The sequence below is a fragment of the Commensalibacter sp. M0355 genome (genome assembly GCF_016101365.1).
GTDB classification, from domain to species: Bacteria; Pseudomonadota; Alphaproteobacteria; order Acetobacterales; family Acetobacteraceae; genus Commensalibacter; species Commensalibacter melissae.
In genome coordinates, this window is sequence record NZ_JACFQQ010000001.1 from 56,837 (window position 1) to 78,404 (window position 21,568).

General features: G+C 38.2%; 22 protein-coding genes. 7 read left to right on the top strand and 15 right to left on the bottom strand.

Going from position 1 to position 21,568, the window contains the following annotated elements:
* Position 1: 1 nt before the first annotated feature.
* The 6 genes from purL to purB all read right to left on the bottom strand — a co-directional run bounded on the left by purL (position 2) and on the right by purB (position 5,807).
* Entirely contained in the window at positions 2-2,212 is a 2,211-nt protein-coding gene (gene purL, locus H3T44_RS00265) for a phosphoribosylformylglycinamidine synthase subunit PurL (protein ID WP_198195478.1), read from the bottom strand.
* Entirely contained in the window at positions 2,212-2,910 is a 699-nt protein-coding gene (gene purQ / locus H3T44_RS00270; RefSeq protein ID WP_198195480.1) for a phosphoribosylformylglycinamidine synthase subunit PurQ, read from the bottom strand. Before purQ ends, purL begins: the two co-directional genes overlap by 1 nt.
* Positions 2,910-3,311 (bottom strand): Rap1a/Tai family immunity protein, encoded by a 402-nt coding sequence (locus tag H3T44_RS00275; protein ID WP_110438010.1) that lies wholly within the window; start codon positions 3,309-3,311, stop codon positions 2,910-2,912. Before H3T44_RS00275 ends, purQ begins: the two co-directional genes overlap by 1 nt.
* Positions 3,308-3,550, bottom strand: coding sequence for a phosphoribosylformylglycinamidine synthase subunit PurS (gene purS / locus H3T44_RS00280; RefSeq protein WP_110438011.1), 243 nt, complete (start codon positions 3,548-3,550; stop codon positions 3,308-3,310). Before purS ends, H3T44_RS00275 begins: the two co-directional genes overlap by 4 nt.
* Positions 3,547-4,317, bottom strand: a complete 771-nt coding sequence (gene purC, locus H3T44_RS00285; RefSeq protein WP_110438012.1) for a phosphoribosylaminoimidazolesuccinocarboxamide synthase — start codon at positions 4,315-4,317, stop codon at positions 3,547-3,549. The genes purS and purC overlap by 4 nt, the downstream gene beginning before the upstream one ends.
* Positions 4,318-4,454: 137 nt before the next feature.
* Positions 4,455-5,807, bottom strand: coding sequence for an adenylosuccinate lyase (purB, locus tag H3T44_RS00290; protein ID WP_198195482.1), 1,353 nt, complete (start codon positions 5,805-5,807; stop codon positions 4,455-4,457).
* A 124-nt stretch (positions 5,808-5,931) separates the two neighbouring features.
* Here purB and H3T44_RS00295 point away from each other — a divergent pair, with 124 nt between their 5' ends.
* The 3 genes from H3T44_RS00295 to H3T44_RS00305 are packed head-to-tail and all read left to right on the top strand — an operon-like array spanning position 5,932 to position 9,075.
* Positions 5,932-6,531: a YjbE family putative metal transport protein gene (locus tag H3T44_RS00295; protein ID WP_198195484.1), complete on the top strand. Its 600-nt coding sequence runs from the start codon at positions 5,932-5,934 to the stop codon at positions 6,529-6,531.
* Positions 6,532-6,557: 26 nt separating this feature from the next.
* Positions 6,558-8,531, top strand: a complete 1,974-nt coding sequence (locus tag H3T44_RS00300) for a lytic transglycosylase domain-containing protein (protein WP_198195486.1) — start codon at positions 6,558-6,560, stop codon at positions 8,529-8,531.
* A 34-nt stretch (positions 8,532-8,565) separates the two neighbouring features.
* On the top strand, positions 8,566-9,075 hold the full coding sequence (locus H3T44_RS00305) for a CinA family protein (RefSeq protein ID WP_198195488.1): 510 nt from the start codon (positions 8,566-8,568) through the stop codon (positions 9,073-9,075).
* Between the two features lie 67 nt (positions 9,076-9,142).
* On the opposite strand, the gene H3T44_RS00310 is transcribed toward H3T44_RS00305, so the two are convergent.
* The 8 genes from H3T44_RS00310 to H3T44_RS00345 all read right to left on the bottom strand — a co-directional run bounded on the left by H3T44_RS00310 (position 9,143) and on the right by H3T44_RS00345 (position 17,290).
* Positions 9,143-9,589, bottom strand: coding sequence for a hypothetical protein (locus H3T44_RS00310; protein WP_198195489.1), 447 nt, complete (start codon positions 9,587-9,589; stop codon positions 9,143-9,145).
* Positions 9,590-9,776: 187 nt separating this feature from the next.
* Entirely contained in the window at positions 9,777-10,211 is a 435-nt protein-coding gene (locus H3T44_RS00315; protein ID WP_110438018.1) for a type II toxin-antitoxin system RatA family toxin, read from the bottom strand.
* A 40-nt stretch (positions 10,212-10,251) separates the two neighbouring features.
* Positions 10,252-11,187 carry a lipoyl synthase gene (gene lipA, locus H3T44_RS00320; protein ID WP_198195491.1) on the bottom strand — a complete coding sequence of 312 codons (936 nt, stop codon included), beginning with the start codon at positions 11,185-11,187 and terminating at the stop codon, positions 10,252-10,254.
* A gap of 56 nt (positions 11,188-11,243) precedes the next feature.
* The gene (trpC, locus tag H3T44_RS00325) at positions 11,244-12,101 is read right to left on the bottom strand and encodes an indole-3-glycerol phosphate synthase TrpC (RefSeq protein WP_122123602.1); all 858 of its coding nucleotides are present in this window, start codon (positions 12,099-12,101) and stop codon (positions 11,244-11,246) included.
* A 12-nt stretch (positions 12,102-12,113) separates the two neighbouring features.
* The gene (gene trpD, locus H3T44_RS00330) at positions 12,114-13,190 is read right to left on the bottom strand and encodes an anthranilate phosphoribosyltransferase (RefSeq protein WP_155565479.1); all 1,077 of its coding nucleotides are present in this window, start codon (positions 13,188-13,190) and stop codon (positions 12,114-12,116) included.
* A gap of 2 nt (positions 13,191-13,192) precedes the next feature.
* Positions 13,193-13,795: an aminodeoxychorismate/anthranilate synthase component II gene (locus H3T44_RS00335; RefSeq protein ID WP_198195493.1), complete on the bottom strand. Its 603-nt coding sequence runs from the start codon at positions 13,793-13,795 to the stop codon at positions 13,193-13,195.
* A 39-nt stretch (positions 13,796-13,834) separates the two neighbouring features.
* Positions 13,835-15,346 carry an anthranilate synthase component I gene (gene trpE, locus H3T44_RS00340; RefSeq protein WP_198185315.1) on the bottom strand — a complete coding sequence of 504 codons (1,512 nt, stop codon included), beginning with the start codon at positions 15,344-15,346 and terminating at the stop codon, positions 13,835-13,837.
* Positions 15,347-15,367: 21 nt separating this feature from the next.
* Entirely contained in the window at positions 15,368-17,290 is a 1,923-nt protein-coding gene (locus H3T44_RS00345; RefSeq protein WP_198195495.1) for a peptidylprolyl isomerase, read from the bottom strand.
* Between the two features lie 210 nt (positions 17,291-17,500).
* On the opposite strand from H3T44_RS00345, the gene tpiA reads away from it, so the two are divergent.
* The 4 genes from tpiA to kdsA are packed head-to-tail and all read left to right on the top strand — an operon-like array spanning position 17,501 to position 21,111.
* Entirely contained in the window at positions 17,501-18,256 is a 756-nt protein-coding gene (gene tpiA, locus H3T44_RS00350; protein WP_198195496.1) for a triose-phosphate isomerase, read from the top strand.
* Between the two features lie 40 nt (positions 18,257-18,296).
* Complete coding sequence (gene secG / locus H3T44_RS00355; RefSeq protein ID WP_155580432.1) at positions 18,297-18,590, top strand: preprotein translocase subunit SecG; 294 nt, start codon at positions 18,297-18,299, stop codon at positions 18,588-18,590.
* 56 nt (positions 18,591-18,646) lie between these two features.
* Positions 18,647-20,278, top strand: a complete 1,632-nt coding sequence (locus H3T44_RS00360) for a CTP synthase (protein ID WP_198193154.1) — start codon at positions 18,647-18,649, stop codon at positions 20,276-20,278.
* Entirely contained in the window at positions 20,275-21,111 is an 837-nt protein-coding gene (kdsA, locus tag H3T44_RS00365) for a 3-deoxy-8-phosphooctulonate synthase (RefSeq protein ID WP_198195497.1), read from the top strand. The genes H3T44_RS00360 and kdsA overlap by 4 nt, the downstream gene beginning before the upstream one ends.
* On the opposite strand, the gene H3T44_RS00370 is transcribed toward kdsA, so the two are convergent.
* The gene (locus tag H3T44_RS00370; protein WP_196424853.1) at positions 21,092-21,568 is read right to left on the bottom strand and encodes a DUF3429 domain-containing protein; all 477 of its coding nucleotides are present in this window, start codon (positions 21,566-21,568) and stop codon (positions 21,092-21,094) included. The genes kdsA and H3T44_RS00370 overlap by 20 nt on opposite strands.

Sequence of the window (21,568 nt, forward strand, 5' to 3'; positions counted from 1 at the left end):
TTTAAACTTTCATTAAATTTTCAAAGAAGGACTTGGACGCAGCTTTCATTCTTGCAATTGTAATCATGGCACCTGATGGCATGACAAGGCTATCCCCACCAGTATACCCTATTAATCTTGCAGCAACACCCTGTTCTTTTGCTTTTGATATAATTAAATCGGCATCAGAAGTCATGACAATATAACGTCCCTGATCTTCACCAAACCAATAGGCTTCTGGTCGCATACCACTTTCAGGAACATCAAGCGTGCAACCGGTATTTCCTGCCATTGCCATTTCAGCAATTGAAATAAGAAGACCACCATCAGATACATCATGACAAGCTGCAACTAGTCCATGGTTAATAATGGTGCGAACAAAATCACCATTGAGACGTTCGGTATTTAAATCAACAGGTGGTGGGTAACCTGCCTCTTGTCCCATAATTTCCCTGAGCCATAGTGTTTGACCCAAATGACCTTCCGTCTTACCGATTAGAACAAGTTTGTAATTTTTCTGTAAAGCGTTACCCACTGATTTTGAAATATCTTCAATAACACCTAAACCACCAATGGCAGGTGTAGGCAATACTGAAACATTTTCATTTTGTGCATTACGTGTTTCATTGTAAAGTGAAACATTTCCACTGACAACAGGAAAATCTAGTGCGTTACAGGCATCTTTCATACCTTCAATAGCAGCAATAATCTGTCCCATTATTTCAGGTTTTTCCGGATTACCAAAATTTAAATTATCGGTTATTGCCAGTGGTTTGGCACCTACTGCGGTGATGTTGCGCCATGCTTCGGCAACAGCCTGTGCTCCACCCTGATATGCATCGGCTTGACAGTAACGGGGTGTACAGTCTGTTGTTAACGCAAGACCTAAATGATGACCATCAACCTTTACCACCGCTGCATCACCTTGTCCTGGACGATAGACTGTCTGACCGCCAATCGTGCTGTCATATTGATCCCATATCCAGGAACGGGATGCCAAATCAGCACAACCCAGCAATTTTATGACGGATTTTTCAATATCGATAGTAATATTTAAAGGCGCGATAGGTTGTGGTGCAGGATAATTGGAGGATGGTCGTTTATAAAGTGGTGCCTCATCAGCCAAGGGTGCAAGGGGAATATCAGCTTCTGTCTGGTTATGATGTTTGATAACAATACGTCCCGTATCCGTCAGATGTCCAATAATAGCAAAATCCAACTCCCATTTTTCGAAAATTTGCTTGGCAATCTCCGTTCGATCTGCACGCAAGACCATCAGCATTCTTTCCTGACTTTCGGAAAGCATCATTTCATATGCTGTCATCTGGTCTTCACGTTGCGGAACGTGATCCAAATTCAGCTCAATACCGACACCACCTTTTCCGGCCATTTCCACAGCCGATGAGGTCAGACCAGCAGCGCCCATATCTTGGATGGCAACAATGGCATCCGTTGCCATTAATTCTAGACAGGCCTCAATCAGCAATTTTTCAACAAATGGATCTCCAACCTGGACGGTAGGCCGCTTTGATGCTGAATCCTCATCAAATTCCGCAGAAGCCATTGTTGCCCCATGAATGCCATCACGACCCGTTTTGGAACCAACATAAATTACAGGGTTACCTACCCCAGCTGCAGCTGATAAAAATATACGGTCTTTTCTTGCAATTCCAACCGTCATTGCATTGACAAGCGGATTGCCGTTATAACTTTCATGAAAATTGGCTTCTCCACCGACTGTAGGAACACCTACACAATTTCCATATCCTCCGATACCCCGAACCACTCCATCCACAATATGACGAGTCTGGGGATTATCGGGGCTACCAAATCGTAAAGCGTTCAGGTTGGCAATCGGTCGTGCACCCATGGTAAACACATCACGCAAGATACCGCCAACACCTGTTGCCGCACCTTGATAAGGTTCAATAAAAGAGGGATGATTATGGCTTTCCATTTTAAAAACCGCCGCCAAACCCTCGCCAATATCGACAACACCAGCATTCTCACCTGGACCGTGAATAACCCATGGAGCTTTTGTCGGAAGATTTCTTAACCATGCACGGGAAGATTTATAAGAGCAATGTTCTGACCACATGACCGAAAAAATACCCAATTCGGTCAGGCTGGGTGTACGCCCCATGATAGACAGGACTTTCTGATATTCATCAGCAGATAAACCGAACTGTTTTGCCAAAGCTTCATTTACAACCAATTTTTGTATCTTACTCATCAAGCCAAGGTCTCCATAATACCCTGGAATAAAGGTTTTCCATCTTCACTTCCCATTAAGGGATTCACCATATCTTCAGGGTGAGGCATCATTCCACAGATTCTTCCATTCAAACTTACAATACCAGCTATGGCATTAATGCTGCCATTTGGGTTTAACTGTCTATCTTCCGGATTTACAATTCCATTTGCTGAGCTATATCTGAAGGCAATCTGTCCCTCTCCTTCAAGCTGTGTTAAGGTTTCTGAATCACAAAAATAATTTCCATCTCCATGCGCAGTTGCTGTCTTGAAAACATCACCTTTATTCCACCCGCATGTAAAAGCGGTATCATTTCGTTCAATCTTTAAATGACAATCACGAGATAAAAATCTCAGGCTTGCATTCGGTAGCAAAGCACCGGGAAGTAATTTGGCCTCGGTCAAAATCTGAAAACCATTACAAATTCCAAGAATATATCCCCCTTTATTCGCAAAATCACAGATTTCTCTCATTATTGGTGAATGTGCCGCCATTGCACCACAACGCAAATAATCCCCATAACTAAATCCACCAGGCAAAACGATCATATCCAAAGAAGGTAAAGTTGTTTCACGATGCCAAACGATAACGGGAGTTACACCCGTTACCTGTTCAAAGGCAATCACAACATCTCGCTCACGATTGGTACCTGGAAAAACAACGATACCTATTTTCATTACCTTACCCCAACAGATGCGTTTTTACATGGATAAGATTCATGCAAAGCACTAAAGACAGTCGCTCCTGCTGGCTGGTTCAATTGATCTGGATGTGCCTTCATATAATCAATAACTTTTTGACGCATTTCATTGCCAGATACGGAGGGATCAATGCAAAAACCGGCCGGTGCCTTGGGATCGCCTTCATTTTTGGCATAGACTTTTGAAAATGCGACAGAATCAGCAATACCGCTAATATAAATATTACATGCCCTAACCGTCTGTGATTTTTGACATAATTGCAGAAAATCGGCAGCTTTAACTTTACTCACTCTTTGCGCCTGCACTGTTGTATTTGCGCAAGCCATTAACAAAGCGATACCGGATACAGTAAATAATATTTTCTTACCTATACTCATGATAAAACCTCGACTTCAAAATCTTCGATAACATTATTGGCCAATAAATTTTGAGCCATTTCTATTGCCTTTTTTTTGGCTTCACTTACTGACATTTCAGATAATTCAAGATCGACTACACGTCCAACGCGTACATCTTTTACTTCATTAAAAGACAGATTATGCAATGCATGGTTAATCGCCTTACCTTGTGGATCGAGCACACCCTGTTTCAACTGAATAATCAAACGTAATTTCATTCCATATGCTCCGGATTGCTACTTTCTATAACCTCAAAATTTTTTTCAGGAATAATTTTCAATCGCTTGGCGATTTCCTGATAGGCTTCTTCCACTTTACCAAGATCACGACGGAAGCGATCCTTGTCAAGTTTTTCACCACTTGCCATATCCCAAAAACGACAATTATCAGGTGAGATTTCATCTGCCAAAACGATATGAAATTCATCATCTTTCCATAAACGTCCATATTCAAGCTTGAAATCGATCAGCTTGATTCCTATACCCGCGAACAATCCTCTGAGAAAATCATTGATACGTAAAGTATAACTTACGATTTCATCCATTTCCTGCAAGGTCGCCCAATTGAATGTTGTAATATGATCTTCCAGAACCAGTGGGTCATTCAGTTCATCATTTTTCAAATAATATTCGACAATGGGACGGGGAAGTTTTTTCCCCTCATCCAATCCCAGACGTTTGACAATACTACCCGCCGCAACATTTCTGACCACAATTTCCAAGGGAATGATCTCAACAGATTTCACCAGTTGTTCCCGCATATTCAAACGACGGATAAAATGGGTAGGTATATTAATTTCAGCAAGCTGCAACATCAAATATTCGCTTATGCGATTATTCAATACACCCTTCCCCGTGATTGTACCCTTTTTTGCACCGTTACCAGCCGTTGCATCATCTTTAAAATATTGAACAATTGTTCCAGGTTCAGGTCCTTCGTAAAGAATTTTTGCCTTACCTTCATAAATTTTTCGCCGACGGGTCATTATGTCCCTTAATTTTACAATGTGATTAAAATAAATTGAAATAATAAGTACTTGAAATACAAGCAAATATTATATGAACTTAAATCTATAATATTGCGAGAATTACTGGATTTACAAGCTCTTTTATTCAATAATGTTTATTCTGGTACAGGCCCGGTTTCACCAAAAACATTCGCATAAATATAATCAAGATTTTTTGTATGCATACTGCCATCCATGGCTTTATCCAGAACCTCAGGACTGATTTTCCCCATGATTTCCGGATCATTTTCCAGATTTTCCCTGAATGTTTTTCCATCTGCTGTATTCAATTTTGTCCAGGTAGCCATGGCACACCGTTGAACGATACGATAGGCCGCCTCTCGTGATAAACCTGCCTTGGCCAATACCAGCAATACCTCACCAGAATGAACAACACCTCCAAGACTTTCAAGATTTGCCTTCATTTGGTCAGGATAAACGACCAGTTTTTCCATTACCCCTGCCAATCTATTCAAGGCAAAATCAAGAGTTACGGTTCCATCAGGACAAATCATTCTTTCCACTGAAGAATGACTGATATCTCTTTCATGCCACAATGCTACATTTTCAAGTGCTGGTATAACATGTGATCTTACAATTCTTGCCAATCCTGTTAAATTTTCTGATAAAACGGGATTGCGTTTATGAGGCATTGCGGAAGACCCTTTTTGATCAGGATGGAAATATTCTTCCGCCTCACGCACTTCAGAGCGTTGCAAATGTCTTATCTCGATTGCTAGACGTTCAATAGAACTTGCAATAATAGCCAAGGTTGAAAAAAAGGCAGCATGCCGATCACGAGGAATAACCTGTGTTGACACGAGTTCCTTTTGCAGTCCTAAATGCTCGGCGACATAAGCCTCGATCCGTGGATCAATATGCGCATAGGTACCGACGGCACCAGATATGGCGCAAATGGCAATTTCCTTACGGGCAACGGTCAAACGTTCCTTGTTCCGTTTAAATTCCGCATAATATCCAGCCAATTTCAAACCAAATGTTAGTGGTTCGGCATGTATCCCATGGCTTCGACCAATGGTCATGGTATATTTATGGTCATAAGCCTGCTTCTTTAAAGCTTCAAGAACTCGGTCAAGATCTTTTATCAAAAGATCAGCAGCTTGTGTCAACTGAACAGAGAGACATGTATCCAACACATCCGAAGATGTCATTCCCAAATGAACAAAACGACTATCCTCCCCTATTTTTCCTGCCAACCATGTTAAAAAAGCGATAACATCATGACGAACCTTGGCTTCGATTGCATCAATAGCCTGGACATCCTCTTTATTGAATGTGGCCATTGCGTGATCCCCATTCTGTCGAATTTTTTTTGCTGAATCCGCCGGGATATATCCATAATTCGACATTGCTTCACAAGCCAAAGCTTCAATTTCAAACCAAATACGATAACGATTCTCAGCATCCCATATAGAAGTCATTTCAGGACGGCTATAACGTGGAATCATTCTCTGGTTTCCTTTCTTCTTTCCGATAGCTTAAAAAAAGTTTATATCATAGATTTTATATAATTCGTCCAGCCTTATTTTGAATAAAATTAAGTTAAATCATCATGAAAGTAATTAATTCCCGATGCTTGATTATATCCTTTCCATTTTTATCGGTCTTATTCGGATAATCCTGCTTGATATAACGCTTGCCGCAGATAATGCCATTGCAATCGGTCTGGCGGTGAATGGATTGCCCGAAAGTCAGAAAAAGAAAGCAATATTCTGGGGATTGGGAGCGGCCGCAATTATCCGGATAATGTTTGCTCTTGTTGTACAGTATCTCCTAAAGATCCCGGGACTGAATTTAATCGGTGGTTTCCTTCTTTTATGGGTCTGCTGGGAGATAGTCGATGGAATAAAAAATTCCAATCATGATAAACACAATATCACCCCACCGATTCATAATACTTTAAAAAAATCCATAAGAAGTATCATTATTGCGGATATTTCAATGAGTCTCGATAATGTTTTGGGTGTTGCAGGTGCTGCAGGAAACAATTTATGGTTAATGGCGGGAGGAATTTTCCTGTCCGTTACCTTGATGGGAATGGCTGCTTCCTATATCGCAAAATTATTGAACCGTTATAAATGGCTTGCATGGATCGGTGCATTGGTTATTTTAAGTGTTGCTATCGAACTTATCTATAAAGGTGGTGTGCAGCTATACAATCTATTGGGTTAAATTTTAGACTTATAAGGATAATTTTAATGAGTTTTTTGATTAATAACAAAAGTAAAATACCTTTCATTTCAATTTTAACTTTTATATCCTTATCATCTATTGGCTGCAGCCAGAGTCATTCAGTGCAAACAAGATCCAGTCATGTCTCTCCTTCACAAAAACTGGCCGTTTCTTTATCTCACGAAACCGGCAAAAATCTCAAAATAAACGATAAGCTCAATCTATACTTACAATTACTTCAGACAAATGACTTTTCAGCAACAACCTATGCTGATTTCATAACCAACAATCCGACATGGCCCAATCAAAATGTTCTCTTAGACCTTATGCAAAAGCAACTTTTGAATGAGACAGATAAAAATGCCATTTCAAACATTTGTAAAACTCAACCCATAAAAAAGGCATCTGCTCTTAAATTTTGTGCACAACAAACTGAGGTGAAACCTGAATTAATTCAAAAAGCTCGATCAGCATGGATATTCTCCATCAATTTACCTGCTGATGAACAAGATATTTTACCTGCTTATAAACAATATTTCACCAAACAAGACAATTGGAACCGATTTGATAGGCTGGAAAACGCGGGTTTAGCACTTGCAGCGTCCCGTCAGGTTAAGTATCTTACTTCAGAACAAAGCAATTTGGCTTTGGCACGTCTTGCGTTTAGAAAAAAACAACTAGATGCGGAAAATTACCTGAGTAAACTTTCAAAATCCGATTTAAATGATACAAGTCTAATATACAATCGCCTAAGATGGTTACGGTTACAGAACCGCAAAGAAGAAGCCTTGAAATATTGGCGGTTTACAGGATTAAATGAAGAATTGAAATCAAACCAAAAACGTTTTTGGTTAGAGCGAAACAATCTTATTCGTGATTTTTTGAAAAATAATAATATTAAACAGGCGGCTTCATTAATTACGGATGCCAGTTGCAATCCATCCTCATGTCAACAAGATGAAATATTCTTGGGGGGGTGGATACAATTAAGAAAACTGAATAATGCTTTAAAATCAATAGATTATTTTAAAAAATTAATTCAATCCAATAACATATCAATTAAGTCTCGTGGATATTATTGGCTTGGACGTGCCTATCAAGCAAATAATAATAACGATGAGGCAAATCAGGCATGGAGGGCGGCTTCTAAATATCCTGTTACATTCTATGGACAGCTTTCCATTGCTCAACTACACCATTTGAATGTTCAGAATTTACTATTAAATCCAAATTCTCTACAAAAAATTCTTCAAACATATCTTACCAATATCAAGGAAGCTTCCTCTTCCAATTCTCAATATATTTTTTTTAAAAACAATGAGTTAATACAAGCGGCTCAAATTTTGGTTGAACAGGGTGATTATAATCATGCCCGTCCTTTTTTAGCAGCCTATAACAAATTACATTTTGATATTGCAAATCAGATCATTAATGCAAATTATGCCAATCAGATACATTTACCGGACAATGCTGTAACCATATCTCGTCAAGCTGCAGCAAAGGGTTATATATTTTTGAAAAATGGATGGCCAAGACCTTATGAATCACTTGCAAACGAAGGATTGCCTTCGGGTTTATCCTTGGCAATTATGCGCCAAGAAAGTAGCTTTAATCCAGTTATTGTTAGTCGTGCCCATGCATATGGTCTTATGCAGCTTCTTCCCTCAACCGCTCGTGAATTGTGTCATCAGAAAAAAATACCCCTCAATATGGGTAACCCTAGCAATCTTATTGTTGCTGACAACAATATTCGTTTGGGTACCGCCTATCTAGCAAAATTGATGGAAAGATTTGATAATAATCTCATTTTCACAATCGCGAGTTATAACGCTGGACCCAACCGTGTGAAAAACTGGTTAAATTCATCAGAAAACAATTCAGTACAAACTTATACTGATATGATAGATTGGATTGAAATGATTCCATATACCGAAACAAGAAATTATGTTCAGCATGTAATGGAAAATCTAATGATTTACCAAACCAATATAAATAAATAGAGCCTCTTAGTTTATCAATGAAGGGAATTTGTTTATGAATATGACATTATTGAAAAATAAATGTGATAAGCTTTGTCAGGATATCGCTTTGCTATCACAAAAATTTCCTTTAAAAATTGTCACAGCTGAAAGTTGTACAGCTGGCCTGATTTGTTCTAGTCTCACCAATTTAGCGGGTTCTTCGCACTATATTGAGGGTGGACTGATCACATACTCCAATGAAATGAAAAAAAATATTCTGGACGTTTCAGAAAACAGCCTTAACCAATTTGGTGCAGTCAGCGAACAAGTTGCCAGAGAAATGGTACAGGGGGCACTAAAAAAAACACCCAATGCCAATTGTGCTGTTTCAGTAACGGGTATTGCGGGACCAGATGGTGGTTCTTTTAGTAAACCTGTAGGATTGGTCTGGATAGCGTTTAAACAATCAGGTCATCTGCCTGTTGTGCAAAAAAACAATTTTTACGGTAATCGAAATGAAATTCGATTACAGGCCACCATAAACGCTTTGGTATTAATTAAAAAACATTTTACTTGGGTATAGATTTTTTATTTCTTATATCAGCAGATCATTTTAAAAAGATCTGCTGACAAACCAATTTTATATAAAATTAATTCGCAGGAGGCATATTATTTGGATTGACTGCACCCTGCGCATTCGCGGGTCCAACAGGTGCGCCCATTGCAGGAGGTGCCGAAGCGTTAATTGGTCCATTTACAGAGGGAGAGGACTGCATAGGAGGTTGTCCCACAACAGGTGTTGAGGGTTGTTGACCCGCTGGACTTTGTGGAGCAAGTACACCAGTGTTTGGATCACGATTTACTGATTGTGCAGTCTGCAAGCTACGGGCATTCAAATCACGCGTGGCTTGATTTTGGCTGTCTTTATCTTGATTATAGGCAGAATGATGATGTCTCGATTTATGAGACTTACCATGTCTTACTTTATGATTGGCAATATGAGAAGCACGATGACCATGCGTTGCCGCCATTGTAGTTGCAGGTAAAGCAAAGGCAAAAGCAGCAGCCATTAGAGATAATTTAAATGTAGAATTCATGATTCTATCCTTTAATATATATAATCAACATTTTAATTTTTATTTTTAATTAATAAAAATCAGTTCATGTTTATTTGTGTTATTAGTCACAGTTTCATTATACTTTATTATCGTTTAAATAGCTACAATCAGGAAAGTAAATAATCCCTCATAATGGGCTTAAACTGGCATCCATAATAAAAAATTATTATGCTGTTGCATAGATATCATCGGCGCGCTTGATAAAAGCGGAAACCATTTTTTGGACCGCTTCATGAAAGATCAACCCCATAGCTTTTTGCATTAGCTTTGACTTGAACTCGAAATCGACAAAAAAATCAATTGTGCATCCTTTTTCATCGGGTAGGAAAACCCAATGATTACTTAAATATTTCAAGGGACCCCGATCATAGGTCACTTCAATCTTATCAGGACGATATAACTCAACACGACTACCAAAAACCTCGGTAAAAGGTCCAAAACCGACTTTTAAATCAGCGAGTAAAAGTTCACTATCCTTATATCGAATATACGCTCCGTTACACCAAGGCAAAAATTCTGGGTATAAATCAACCGCGGCAACCAGATCAAACATTTGTTCGGGTGTATGGTTAATTAAACGTTGTTCGGTATGCGTAGGCATCAATCATCACTCCAGAATATTTTATTATAAACACAACAGCTTAATGCAATGCATACCGTTTACGTTTCAATACCGTAAAATCTGCATCGGCATGATAGGATGAACGTGTTAAAGGAGAAGCGCTTACCATTAAGAAACCTTTTGATTTAGCCAATTTTTCCAATTCTTTAAATTCATCAGGATGAACATATTCCACAACAGGCGCATGTTTGGAAGAGGGTTGTAAATATTGACCCAATGTTAAAAAATCTACCTCAGCACATCTTAAATCATCCATAACCTGAATGATTTCTTCCTTTGTTTCTCCCAGACCAAGCATTAACCCCGATTTTGTGAATATGGACGGATTCAGTATTTTTGCCTCATGCAAAATTCTCATTGATTGAAAATAACGAGCGCCTGGACGAATGGATGGATATAAACGTGGAACTGTTTCCATATTATGGTTGAAAACATCGGGTTTGGCTGCGCTGATAACAGCCATCGCCCCATCTTTTCTAAGAAAATCAGGTGTCAGCACTTCAATTGTAACAGTTGAAGAAATATTTCTTATAGCCTTGATAACATTTGCAAAATGGGAGGCCCCACCATCTTTTAAATCATCACGATCAACAGAAGTAATTACAACATGACGCAACTTTAATTTTTGAACCATATCAGCAATTTTTGATGGTTCATCATGATCAATTGGATCAGGTTTTCCCGTTGCAACATTACAGAACTTACATGCTCTTGTGCAAATGCTTCCCAAAATCATTACTGTTGCGTGACCCTCTGACCAGCATTCACCAATATTTGGACAAGCAGCCTCTGCACAAACGGTATTTAGTTTATAATTCTGAAGCAAGGTATCCGTTTCATTAAAACTGGAACTGTGTTTAATCCTTGTTTTAATCCACGCCGGTTTAGGAAGTTTCGCAATATTCTCACCAGATAAAACTGTCTGATGACGAACTACAATACGTTTTACAGTCATTTTATATCATATTCCCGATTGTAAAAAACAGATACGCAAAACAACATAAAACAATTTTATTTAATTCCTAATAGATTTCTGGCCGCTGCCCCTGCATTTTTTTGTGATAATAGGCTTTCACCCACCAATACTGCACCAGCCCCAACTTTCTGGACAGCCTGAATATCCTCAAACGTTTTTAATCCACTTTCTGAAACAATAATACGGTCAGGAGGAACCAATGGAGCAAGATGTTGAGTTATGGATATATCCGTTTTCAGGGTTTTCAAATTTCTATTATTGATGCCAATAAGAGAAACATCCAATGCCAGCGCCCTGTTCAATTCTTCCCTGTCATGTACTTCTACAAGCACATCCAGCTCCAAACATGTAGCCAATTCCAGTAAGGCGGCCGCTTCCTTATCTTTTAGTGCGGCCATGATCAATAAGATGCAATCTGCTTCAATCACGCGACTTTCGTAAACTTGATAAGGTTCAAGAATAAAATCTTTACGTAGAACAGGAAGGGAACAAGCATCTCTTGCAATTTTGAGATCCTCATTATTTCCATGAAAATATGCATTTTCTGTCAAAACAGATAAACAACAAGCTCCTGCATTTTCATATTGAACCGCGATCATCGCCGGATCATAGTCAGGACGAATAATTCCTGCAGATGGAGACGCTTTTTTACATTCAGCAATTAATCCAATCTGTTTTTTTGCCACCTGGTCTTTTATTATTTTAGCAAAACCGCGAGTAGGCGTATTTTTATTTTTTGCTTCTCGAATAATATCCTTGAAGGATTTTATTTCAGCCCTTTTTGCAACTTCGGCCCTTGTTCTTGCACAAATTCGCTCCAATACATCAGAAGGATGATTTTCAGATTGCAAAATGGCATTCAATACGGAATTGGATTTTTCTTCGTCATTCATGATATTGTCTAATTAAAAATGGTTTTCATTTTGTATGGCCCGAAGAACTGATAAAGCTTTACCGCTATCGATCGCTTCAGACGCTTGGTTTATAAGTCTCTTCAAGATACAAGGATCAATTTCACCATGTGAATTTATCAAAGAATAACCTTTTACAATATGTAGCGCAATAGCGGTATTTATCAAGACTGTGTCACGATAGGCACCTTTTTCACCATAAAGAAGATCCAGCAATGCCTTCGCATTTTCGGATGGTGTTCCACCCTGTATCTCTGTAAGAGGGGTATGTCTCAGACCGGCCGCTTCCATAGTGGATAATGTTAAATCAACCGGTACAATCCTGTTATTTTCCAGGGCCAGTATCGTTGATGGTCCTGCCAACGTAATTTCATCAACACCGTGTTCGGATTTATTGGGATCAATAAACCCATGAACAGCCCATACCCGTTTTGAACCCAGTTTTTGTAAGACCTTGATTAGAGGATACAACCATTTTTCATGATATACCCCAATCATTTGATATGAAACATTTGCCGGATTGGATAAAGGACCCAGTAAATTAAATATAGTCCGAATTCCAAGTTCTTTACGTACGATATTAATTTCTTTAAGAGCCGGATGATGAATAAAGGCTGATAAAAAAGCCAATTTATTATCACGCAAATTATTTTCAATAACTTCAAAATCATCCTCTGGCATAATACCCAGAGCAGATAGTACATCAACACCACCACTTTTGGATGACTGTGCCCGATTTCCATGTTTGGCAACCGGTATTCCAAGAGCGGCCAGAACAAAACTGACAGCAGTAGAAATATTCAAAGTGCTGCGTCCATCTCCGCCTGTTCCACATACATCAATTGTTTCATCATCAATCAGTTTTATGGACAGCATGCGTTGACGCATTGATTGAACAGCCCCTAAAAGCTCTTCAACCGTTTCACCCCGCATTCGTAATATTATTAAAAAAGCCGCTATTTGAGCGTTTGGAACATTACCAGAAAATATATGCTCGAAAATTTCATAGGACTTTTCCGTAGAAAACTTTTGTCCTTGTAAGGCTTGTTGTAAAATATGTGTAAAAGACAAAGTTAAATCCTGTTTTTCAATGACTTTTTTTCATTCCATTCATTTGATAAAAAAAGGAAGTTTTTCAATAAATCATGACCTTGTTCAGAAGCAATGCTTTCTGGATGAAATTGCACTCCATATAAAGGAAATCTTTTATGTTGCAAAGCCATTAAAATATGATCGTCGGTGAATGCCGTTAAATTAAAATCATCAGGGAGACTTTCCGTTTCAATAATTAAAGAATGATAACGAGTTACCTTTAGGGGATTGTGCAAATTCTTAAATATTCCTTTTCCATCATGTTTGATTTTAGAAATTTTTCCATGCATGGGATTTGTCTTGATAATTTTGGCTCCAAATGCCTGCCCAATAGCCTGATGTCCAAGACAAACACCCAAAGTGGGGATTCTTGATGCGGCACTTTTAATCAACTCACAACATATCCCTGCATCAGAAGGTGTACAAGGGCCAGGTGAGATAACAATTGCCTCGGGTTTTAATGATATGGCTTCACTTACAGAGATTGAATCATTTCTGTAAACCTGACAGTCACATCCCAAATCACCAAGATATTGGACAAGATTATATGTAAAACTGTCATAATTATCGATAAGTAAAATCATGATTTCTTCGAATTCCAAAAATTTGATTAAAGCATATGACTAATTTGCTTTTTTAGAAAAATTCTTGTTGGTAAACGTATAACGCCAAGCCTCTTCAGCGGCACGAAATAATGCTTTTGCCTTATGTTTTGTCTCTTGGTATTCCGCTTCCGGATCGCTGTCAGCAACCACCCCACACCCTGCTTGAACATACATGTGCTGATCCTTAATGAGAGCTGTTCGCAATCCTATACAGGTATCCATACTTCCATCCGCTCCAAAATAGCCAATACATCCGGCATAGGTTGTTCTGCGTGTTGGTTCTACCTCATCAAGAATTTCCATCGCTCTTATTTTGGGTGCTCCCGTCAATGTTCCAGCTGGAAAACCGGCAATCAAAGCATCCAGAGCGGTTAGCCCTTTACGCAATTTCCCTTCAACATTTGATGAAATATGCATTACATGGCTAAATCGTTCAATAACAAATTTTTCTGTTACTTTTACACTTCCAATTTCACTGACACGCCCAACATCATTCCGACCCAAATCAATCAGCATAAGATGTTCGGCCAATTCTTTTTTATCAGCCAACAATTCTTTTTCTAACTTGAGGTCTTCTTCATAACTTTTACCTCTTGGACGAGTACCCGCCAAGGGGCGAACCGTTACTTTTCCACCTCTCAACCTGACAAGAATCTCAGGTGACGAGCCAACCAGGGCAAAATTTTCAAGTTGAAGACAAAACAAGAAAGGTGCCGGATTGATTCGTCTTAACGCACGATATAATGATACTGGTGATAAAGCAAAAGGAACAGAAAAACGTTGACTGGGGACAACCTGAAAGACATCACCATCATAAATATATTTTTTGATATTTTGAACAATATCCCTAAACTGATCTTTGGTTAATGTTGATTGCGGTTTTGGTAATGTTAATGGATTGATATTCGAAGTTTTTTGCTCTAAAGGAAAAGGCTCAGCCAATGCTTCTTGAATTTTTTGCAAGTTTTTTTTTGCCTGAAATTCTGTTTTGTCTGACGTATCCCTTAGAGGTGCCGCCAAAATCAGTTCGTCCTTAACGGCATCAAAAATTGCAAAAACAGAAGGTCTGATCATGATTCCTTCAGGCAAATGAAGATCATTAGCCGGAGGATTGGGCAGATCTTCCATCTGTCTGACCATATCATATCCCAAATATCCAAAGATCCCACCAACCATGGGTGGAATATCCATATCAATTTCTAATTGGCTTTCAGAAATCAATGCACGCAGAGATTCCAGAGGCTTTTTATTTTCCTTAATGTAATTTTCCGCATTGTCTGATGGATTTCGATTAATATAGGCAATTCCATCTATAGATTTCCATATCAAATCGGGAAATAAACCAATAATGGAATAACGTGCTTTGTTTATTCCTCCTTGCACGCTTTCCAACAAAAAAATATTGGTCAGATTCTTTCCAACCAATTCGGATAATCTTAAAAACGCAGCAACAGGGGTCAGTAAATCAGCAGATTTAATTGAATATATTACTGTTTTTTGTTGATTAATCTGAAAATCTTCATTCAACACGAAATCTTAATCCCTTTTGAATTAATGGCTCAGCTGATCAATTAACGCATCAAGCGCTTTTTTATTGATTGTGGGTTTACTTGATTGTTCTAATGATAATGCATAACTAGCCTCAATATCGTTTTGTAAAGACTGAGCTAATTTATCTTTCAAAATTTGGTAGTTGTCCTGATCATTTTTCGATTGCGGTGTTTCAATCAAATTCAAACTTGCCACCACAAAACCATCATTTGATTCAATCATAGTGACATCACCAAGTTTCATTGAAAAAGCAGCATTCTGCAATACTGGCGATAGATTCTGGGCTGGCTTTTGTCTAGTAAATCCCTGACTTAACTGTAAGGGAAAACCTGACTTTACTTCTTCAAGTTTCTTTTTCTGAACAAAAACAGCTTTATATATGTCTGTAGCAGCAATATTTGCCTGATGATAAATATCTGCATTTTGCCAGGCTTTTATAACCTTGTTTTTTGCTTTATCATAAGGTTCCTCATGAGCAGGCAATATATCCTCAATTAAAAATGCATAATATGAATTATTTCCGCCATCTATCACAGAAGGATAGGTATTTTTGGCAGTTGAGAAAATTTTGATCAACATATTCTGTCTGAATTTTCCACTTGCTGGTATAGGTGCCTGTTCTCCATTAAGGGTCAATCCCTGTTCATTAATTGTTCCTTCCACTGCATCAGCACCTATATCAGATGTAATTTTATCAAGACTACTTCCTTCTGCCAAAATGTTCTGTAATTTGGAAACACGACTTCCCAATTCCTGTTTGGCTTGTTCATTTGCAATTTCAGCTTTCAATTGTGATTTGGCCTGTTCAAAACTAACAATTTTGGAAGGTAGTATCCGGGTTACTTTAACTACCGACCAACCTAAAGTTGTTTTGAATGGTTCTGTCACTGTTTCAGGATTTGCATTAAAAACCTCATTACCCAGTTCGGGCAGAGGAATTGCCGTTTTTTCTAGACCTGTCATTTCCAAAGCCGTTCCTTGATTATTATGCGCATACTCCTGTATTTTTTCCCAGTTGTTTTGATGACGCCAATATACAGATGCTGTCTGCGCCTGACTTTGCTGGTTAAAAGTCAAGACTTGAAAACTTCTGGCTTCAGAATGAACAAATTGCTTTTTCTTGTATTCATAGGCTTGATGTAAACTTTTATCATCAATCTCCAGACTTTTGGCTATTGTATCAGGCGATAAAATGACAATTTTTACCCTTCTATATTCAGGGATTTTAAATTCCCATAAGTGATTGTCATAATAACGCTTCAATATTTCTTCCTTTGGCGTTTCTCCTGAATGAAAATGACTATATGGCACTGAAACAAAGGATAATTTTCGCGTCTGATTCAAAAATTGATAATAGGGCTGCACAAAACTATCAGAAACTTTAACCCCCGATACAATTGGATCAATCATGTTTTGAATGGATATTTGATCCCGAACCATGGAAAGAAAATATTTTTCGGATATATTTGCCGCTTTTAACTGCAAATTGAATTTATCACGATCAAATTTTCCATCTGTTTGATATTCAGGCATATTCCAGATTGTATCTCTAATCACCGTATCAGGAACATTAAGCCCCAATGAATGAGCGTTATTAATCAAAATATTTTGCAAAATCAGCTGCTGCAACGTTTGATTAATTGTCATATTTTTAACTATGGGTGGAATTTGGGAAATATCCGAATATCCCTCTTTCATAGCCTCTTGGTATATTTGCTTTTGGGAAAGGTTATCCAATTCCATTACAGAAATTTTTCTATCACCAACCTTGGCAACAACATTAGGATCACCATTAAGGCCATTGTTCCAGACATTCATGAATATGTCACTGACGCCCCATCCAACAAATACAATAAATATGAGTGCGACGAGAATTCGCCCAAACCAGGAATCAATAAATAAATGCCTTAACCGAGATAACATGTGATATAACCCAACCGCGTTATTTTAATTGATAATGAATCATTCTATAATTGATAAGACCAAACTGATCCACAAAAACATTTGAAAATATTATTCATAAACAGCTTTAAAAAACATCCTTTCATAACATATCCACATTATATACTATAAGCTTTATATCTTATCTATCCTGATTATCAAACATTACCTTATTCAAAGGAGTATATTAAAATGAGCAGCCCGATTATTATTGGTAATTGGAAAATGAACGGATTAACCCAAGAGGCAAAACATATTGTTTCAACTTTGCTTACCTATGCAACAAATCATCAGAATTTTGCAAAGACAGTCGTGTGCCCACCGTTCACCCAGTTACAACTTGTTAAAGAAATGATCGAAAGCAGCCCTTTTGGACTTGGTGCTCAGGATTGCCATTTTGAAGATAAAGGTGCACATACGGGTGATATTTCCCCTGCCATGTTACAGGATATTGGAGTGAAATACGTTGTTTTGGGTCATTCTGAGCGGAGAAAAGATCATCAGGAGAGTGATCAACTGGTTTTAAAAAAAACAATCGCTGCACAAAACAAAGGGCTATTACCTGTTGTATGTATCGGTGAAACCAAACAAGAACGAGAAACAAACCAACAAGAAAAAATTGTAGAGGCACAGTTAAAAGGTTCCCTACCTCAAGATTTTAATGGGTTAGTCGCTTATGAACCTATTTGGGCCATTGGTACCGGATTAACAGCCAATAATGATCAGATTTCTGAAATGATTCAATTCATTCGCAAAAAACTTGTTGCTCAATATGGAGAAAATGGTAAAAAAATATCTATATTATATGGGGGTTCTGTAAAACCTGGTAATGTTAGGGATATTTATGCCACTCCTGAACTGGGCGGTGTTCTAGTTGGAGGTGTCAGCATTGTTCCTGATGATTTCATAAAATTAATTGACATAGCTCAAGAATTTATTAGGTCTTAATCATTATTATCCCTATCGATTGTGAAAGTATATATACACCATGATGACTGCTCTATTAATTTTGCATATAATCGTAACCTTTGCACTGATCGGAATTGTTTTAATTCAAAGAAGTGAAGGTGGAGGATTAGGTATTGGAACCAGTCAAGGCATGGGGGCATTTATGACCGGTCGAGGAACAACCAATCTTTTGACTCGCACTACAGCGATTCTTGCAGCAATTTTTATGATCTTATGCATTACAATGGCTGTTATGAACAAGGGGGCTTCGACCAAAACAAATGATATACTTGCACAACCAGTGCCCAATGAAAAAAACATTCCCCAAAAATAGTTTTTCCCTTAATTACTTCAACTCTTATAAAAGCTACTCCGTGTAAAGAAAGCTGCATGACACGATATATATTCATTACTGGTGGTGTTGTATCCTCATTAGGCAAAGGCATTGCCTCTGCCGCTTTGGCAAGTTTATTGCAATCTCGTGGTTATTCTGTCCGACTGAGAAAACTTGATCCCTATTTGAATGTGGATCCGGGTACCATGAGCCCTTACCAACATGGGGAAGTGTTTGTTACGGATGATGGAGCTGAAACCGACCTGGATTTGGGTCATTACGAACGTTTTACAGGAGTCAATGCAACTAAAAATGATAATGCAACAACCGGTCGTATTTATTCTGATGTAATCATGCGCGAAAGACGTGGAGACTATCTAGGCGCAACCGTTCAGGTAATTCCCCATATTACTAATGCGATCAAGTCCGTTATCCTTAACAATTCTGGAGATGTGGATTTCATGTTGGTTGAAATTGGGGGAACAGTCGGTGATATTGAAAGTCTTCCTTTTCTTGAAGCCATACGACAATTAAAAAATGAACTCGGAACAGATCATACATTATTCATTCATCTCACTCTTGTACCATGGATTGCTTCAGCGGGTGAACTTAAGACAAAACCTACCCAGCATTCTGTCAAAGAATTGCAGAATGTTGGAATACAACCCCAAATTTTATTATGTCGTTGCGATCGCCCTATTCCCAAAAATGAACGACAAAAAATTGCGAATTTTTGTAATGTAAAACCTGAAGCTGTCGTCCCCGCCTTAAACGTTGACACTATTTATGACTGTCCAATTGCCTATCATAAAGAAGGACTTGATACGGAAGTATTGAAACATTTCAATTTACCATATCAAACTGAACCTGATTTGAGCAAATGGCAGGAAATTGTCGATGCCATTCGTCATCCTCGTTCAGAGGTTAATGTTGCAATCGTGGGTAAATATACTGCCTTGCTCGATAGTTACAAATCCCTCATTGAAGCGTTAATTCACGGTGGAATTGCCAATAAGGTTAAAGTCAATTTGCAATGGATTGAAGCCCAAAAACTTGAAACAATGGATAATCTTTCCGGATTTTTTGAAAATGCAAATGCCATTCTGGTTCCTGGTGGATTTGGTGAACGTGGCAGCGAAGGCAAAATCAAGGCCATACAATATGCAAGGGAGCATAATATCCCTTTCCTTGGTATTTGCTTTGGAATGCAAATGGCGGTAATTGAATGTGCCCGTAATCTGGCAAATCTTACAAATGCTTCCTCTTCTGAATTTGGACCAACGGATGAACCTCTTATTGGTATTTTAACTGAATGGATTGATGCTGATCAGGTCAAACATCGATATTCAGGAAATAATATGGGAGGCACAATGCGTTTGGGATCTTATCAAGCTGTTTTGACCCCAAATTCAAAAGTTGCCGAAATCTATGGAGATGTCAAGATTCAAGAACGGCATCGTCATCGTTATGAAGTTAACATTCATTACAAAGATCAACTTGAAAAAACCGGCCTTAGATTTTCAGGACTTTCTCCGGATGGTGTTTTGCCAGAAATCGTAGAATATACCGACCATCCCTGGTTTATTGCGGTACAGTATCATCCCGAACTCAAATCCAAGCCATTTTCACCTCATCCTCTTTTTTCAAGCTTTATTAAAGCTGCAACAGAACAGGCCATTCCAAAATGATTCTGAATAAATCAGTCAATGTTCAATCCCTGACACTTGCAAATAATTTGCCTTTCATATTAATTGCGGGTCCTTGTCAAATTGAATCTCTAGATCATGCACTTGAAACGGCTGGTATTTTAAAAAATATTTGTCGGGAATTAAATATTGGGCTGGTTTATAAAAGTTCTTTTGATAAAGCTAATCGCACCAGTATTGAAACGAAAAGAGGGCTAGGAATGGATAAGGGTCTATCCATTCTTGAAGAGGTAAAGTCAAAGTTGAAAATTCCTGTTTTGACTGATATTCATCTACCAGAACAATGTGCGGAAGTGGCATCAGTTGTAGATATATTGCAAATACCTGCTTTTTTATGCAGACAAACGGATTTGTTGATAGCTGCGGCGAAAACTGGAAAAGTTGTCAACGTCAAAAAAGGTCAGTTTCTTGCACCATGGGACATGAAAAATGTAGCCCAAAAAATAGCATCTACAGGCAATGAAAATATTTTGCTATGCGATCGTGGCACATCTTTTGGATATAACACGCTGGTTAGCGATATGCGGGGATTGCCTATAATGGCGCAAACAGGCTATCCAGTTATATTTGACGCTACCCATTCTGTTCAGCAACCCGGTGGAATGGGAGGATCATCTGGTGGTCAGAGAGAATTTGTTCCATATTTATCCAGAGCCGCTGTTGCTGTGGGAGTTGCAGGTCTGTTTATTGAAACGCATGAGAATCCAGATCAGGCCCCGAGCGATGGACCAAACATGTTACATTTAAAAGATGTTGCCCCATTAATGAAAACCTTGATTAAAATTGATCAAATTGTTAAATCAGACGGGCAATAAAAACGCTTATCAAACAAACTTCAATCATGATTGTCAATATCCAGCGAATTGAATAATATCCACCTGGCAACTCGCTGGAAAGATAAATTTTTTTCTCATAAGAGAATAATAGCATATAACTTGATATCAAAAGAAAAATTGCGATCAGATCATATTTATAAATTGTCAGTACAATTGTTATTTCACCTATAATGCAGGGTGATATGGCCAGCAACATTCTTTTTTTATTTATTTCCTCACTCTCTGATTGCAAATAGAGAATTGGTTTTTGCATTGCAAGTATCCAGTTTATTCCCCCAGTGAAAGACAAAAGAATTACTGCATAACTGACAAAAGAAATTATCAATTTTTGAATTGAAACAGAAGCAGGATAAAATAGAATGAAAATTGTCATTAAGAACAAGGGTAAAGGCGACAGTATTCCTGTAATAAAAAATATAAAGGGAATACGATTCAT

Excerpts from the sequence above, each read along its gene's own strand:
- H3T44_RS00370 (WP_196424853.1), bottom strand. The coding sequence starts at position 21,568 with ATGAATCGTATTCCCTTTATATTTTTTATTACAGGAATACTGTCGCCT.
- secG (WP_155580432.1), top strand. The coding sequence starts at position 18,297 with ATGATGACTGCTCTATTAATTTTGCATATAATCGTAACCTTTGCACTG.
- purC (WP_110438012.1), bottom strand. The coding sequence starts at position 4,317 with ATGACCCGTCGGCGAAAAATTTATGAAGGTAAGGCAAAAATTCTTTAC.
- H3T44_RS00310 (WP_198195489.1), bottom strand. The coding sequence starts at position 9,589 with ATGAATTCTACATTTAAATTATCTCTAATGGCTGCTGCTTTTGCCTTT.
- H3T44_RS00305 (WP_198195488.1), top strand. The coding sequence starts at position 8,566 with ATGAATATGACATTATTGAAAAATAAATGTGATAAGCTTTGTCAGGAT.
- kdsA (WP_198195497.1), top strand. The coding sequence starts at position 20,275 with ATGATTCTGAATAAATCAGTCAATGTTCAATCCCTGACACTTGCAAAT.
- purL (WP_198195478.1), bottom strand. The coding sequence starts at position 2,212 with ATGAGTAAGATACAAAAATTGGTTGTAAATGAAGCTTTGGCAAAACAG.
- H3T44_RS00300 (WP_198195486.1), top strand. The coding sequence starts at position 6,558 with ATGAGTTTTTTGATTAATAACAAAAGTAAAATACCTTTCATTTCAATT.
- purB (WP_198195482.1), bottom strand. The coding sequence starts at position 5,807 with ATGATTCCACGTTATAGCCGTCCTGAAATGACTTCTATATGGGATGCT.
- H3T44_RS00345 (WP_198195495.1), bottom strand. The coding sequence starts at position 17,290 with ATGTTATCTCGGTTAAGGCATTTATTTATTGATTCCTGGTTTGGGCGA.
- tpiA (WP_198195496.1), top strand. The coding sequence starts at position 17,501 with ATGAGCAGCCCGATTATTATTGGTAATTGGAAAATGAACGGATTAACC.
- H3T44_RS00295 (WP_198195484.1), top strand. The coding sequence starts at position 5,932 with ATGCTTGATTATATCCTTTCCATTTTTATCGGTCTTATTCGGATAATC.
- trpC (WP_122123602.1), bottom strand. The coding sequence starts at position 12,101 with ATGAATGACGAAGAAAAATCCAATTCCGTATTGAATGCCATTTTGCAA.
- H3T44_RS00360 (WP_198193154.1), top strand. The coding sequence starts at position 18,647 with ATGACACGATATATATTCATTACTGGTGGTGTTGTATCCTCATTAGGC.
- purQ (WP_198195480.1), bottom strand. The coding sequence starts at position 2,910 with ATGAAAATAGGTATCGTTGTTTTTCCAGGTACCAATCGTGAGCGAGAT.
- lipA (WP_198195491.1), bottom strand. The coding sequence starts at position 11,187 with ATGACTGTAAAACGTATTGTAGTTCGTCATCAGACAGTTTTATCTGGT.
- H3T44_RS00315 (WP_110438018.1), bottom strand. The coding sequence starts at position 10,211 with ATGCCTACGCATACCGAACAACGTTTAATTAACCATACACCCGAACAA.
- H3T44_RS00275 (WP_110438010.1), bottom strand. The coding sequence starts at position 3,311 with ATGAGTATAGGTAAGAAAATATTATTTACTGTATCCGGTATCGCTTTG.
- purS (WP_110438011.1), bottom strand. The coding sequence starts at position 3,550 with ATGAAATTACGTTTGATTATTCAGTTGAAACAGGGTGTGCTCGATCCA.
- H3T44_RS00335 (WP_198195493.1), bottom strand. The coding sequence starts at position 13,795 with ATGATTTTACTTATCGATAATTATGACAGTTTTACATATAATCTTGTC.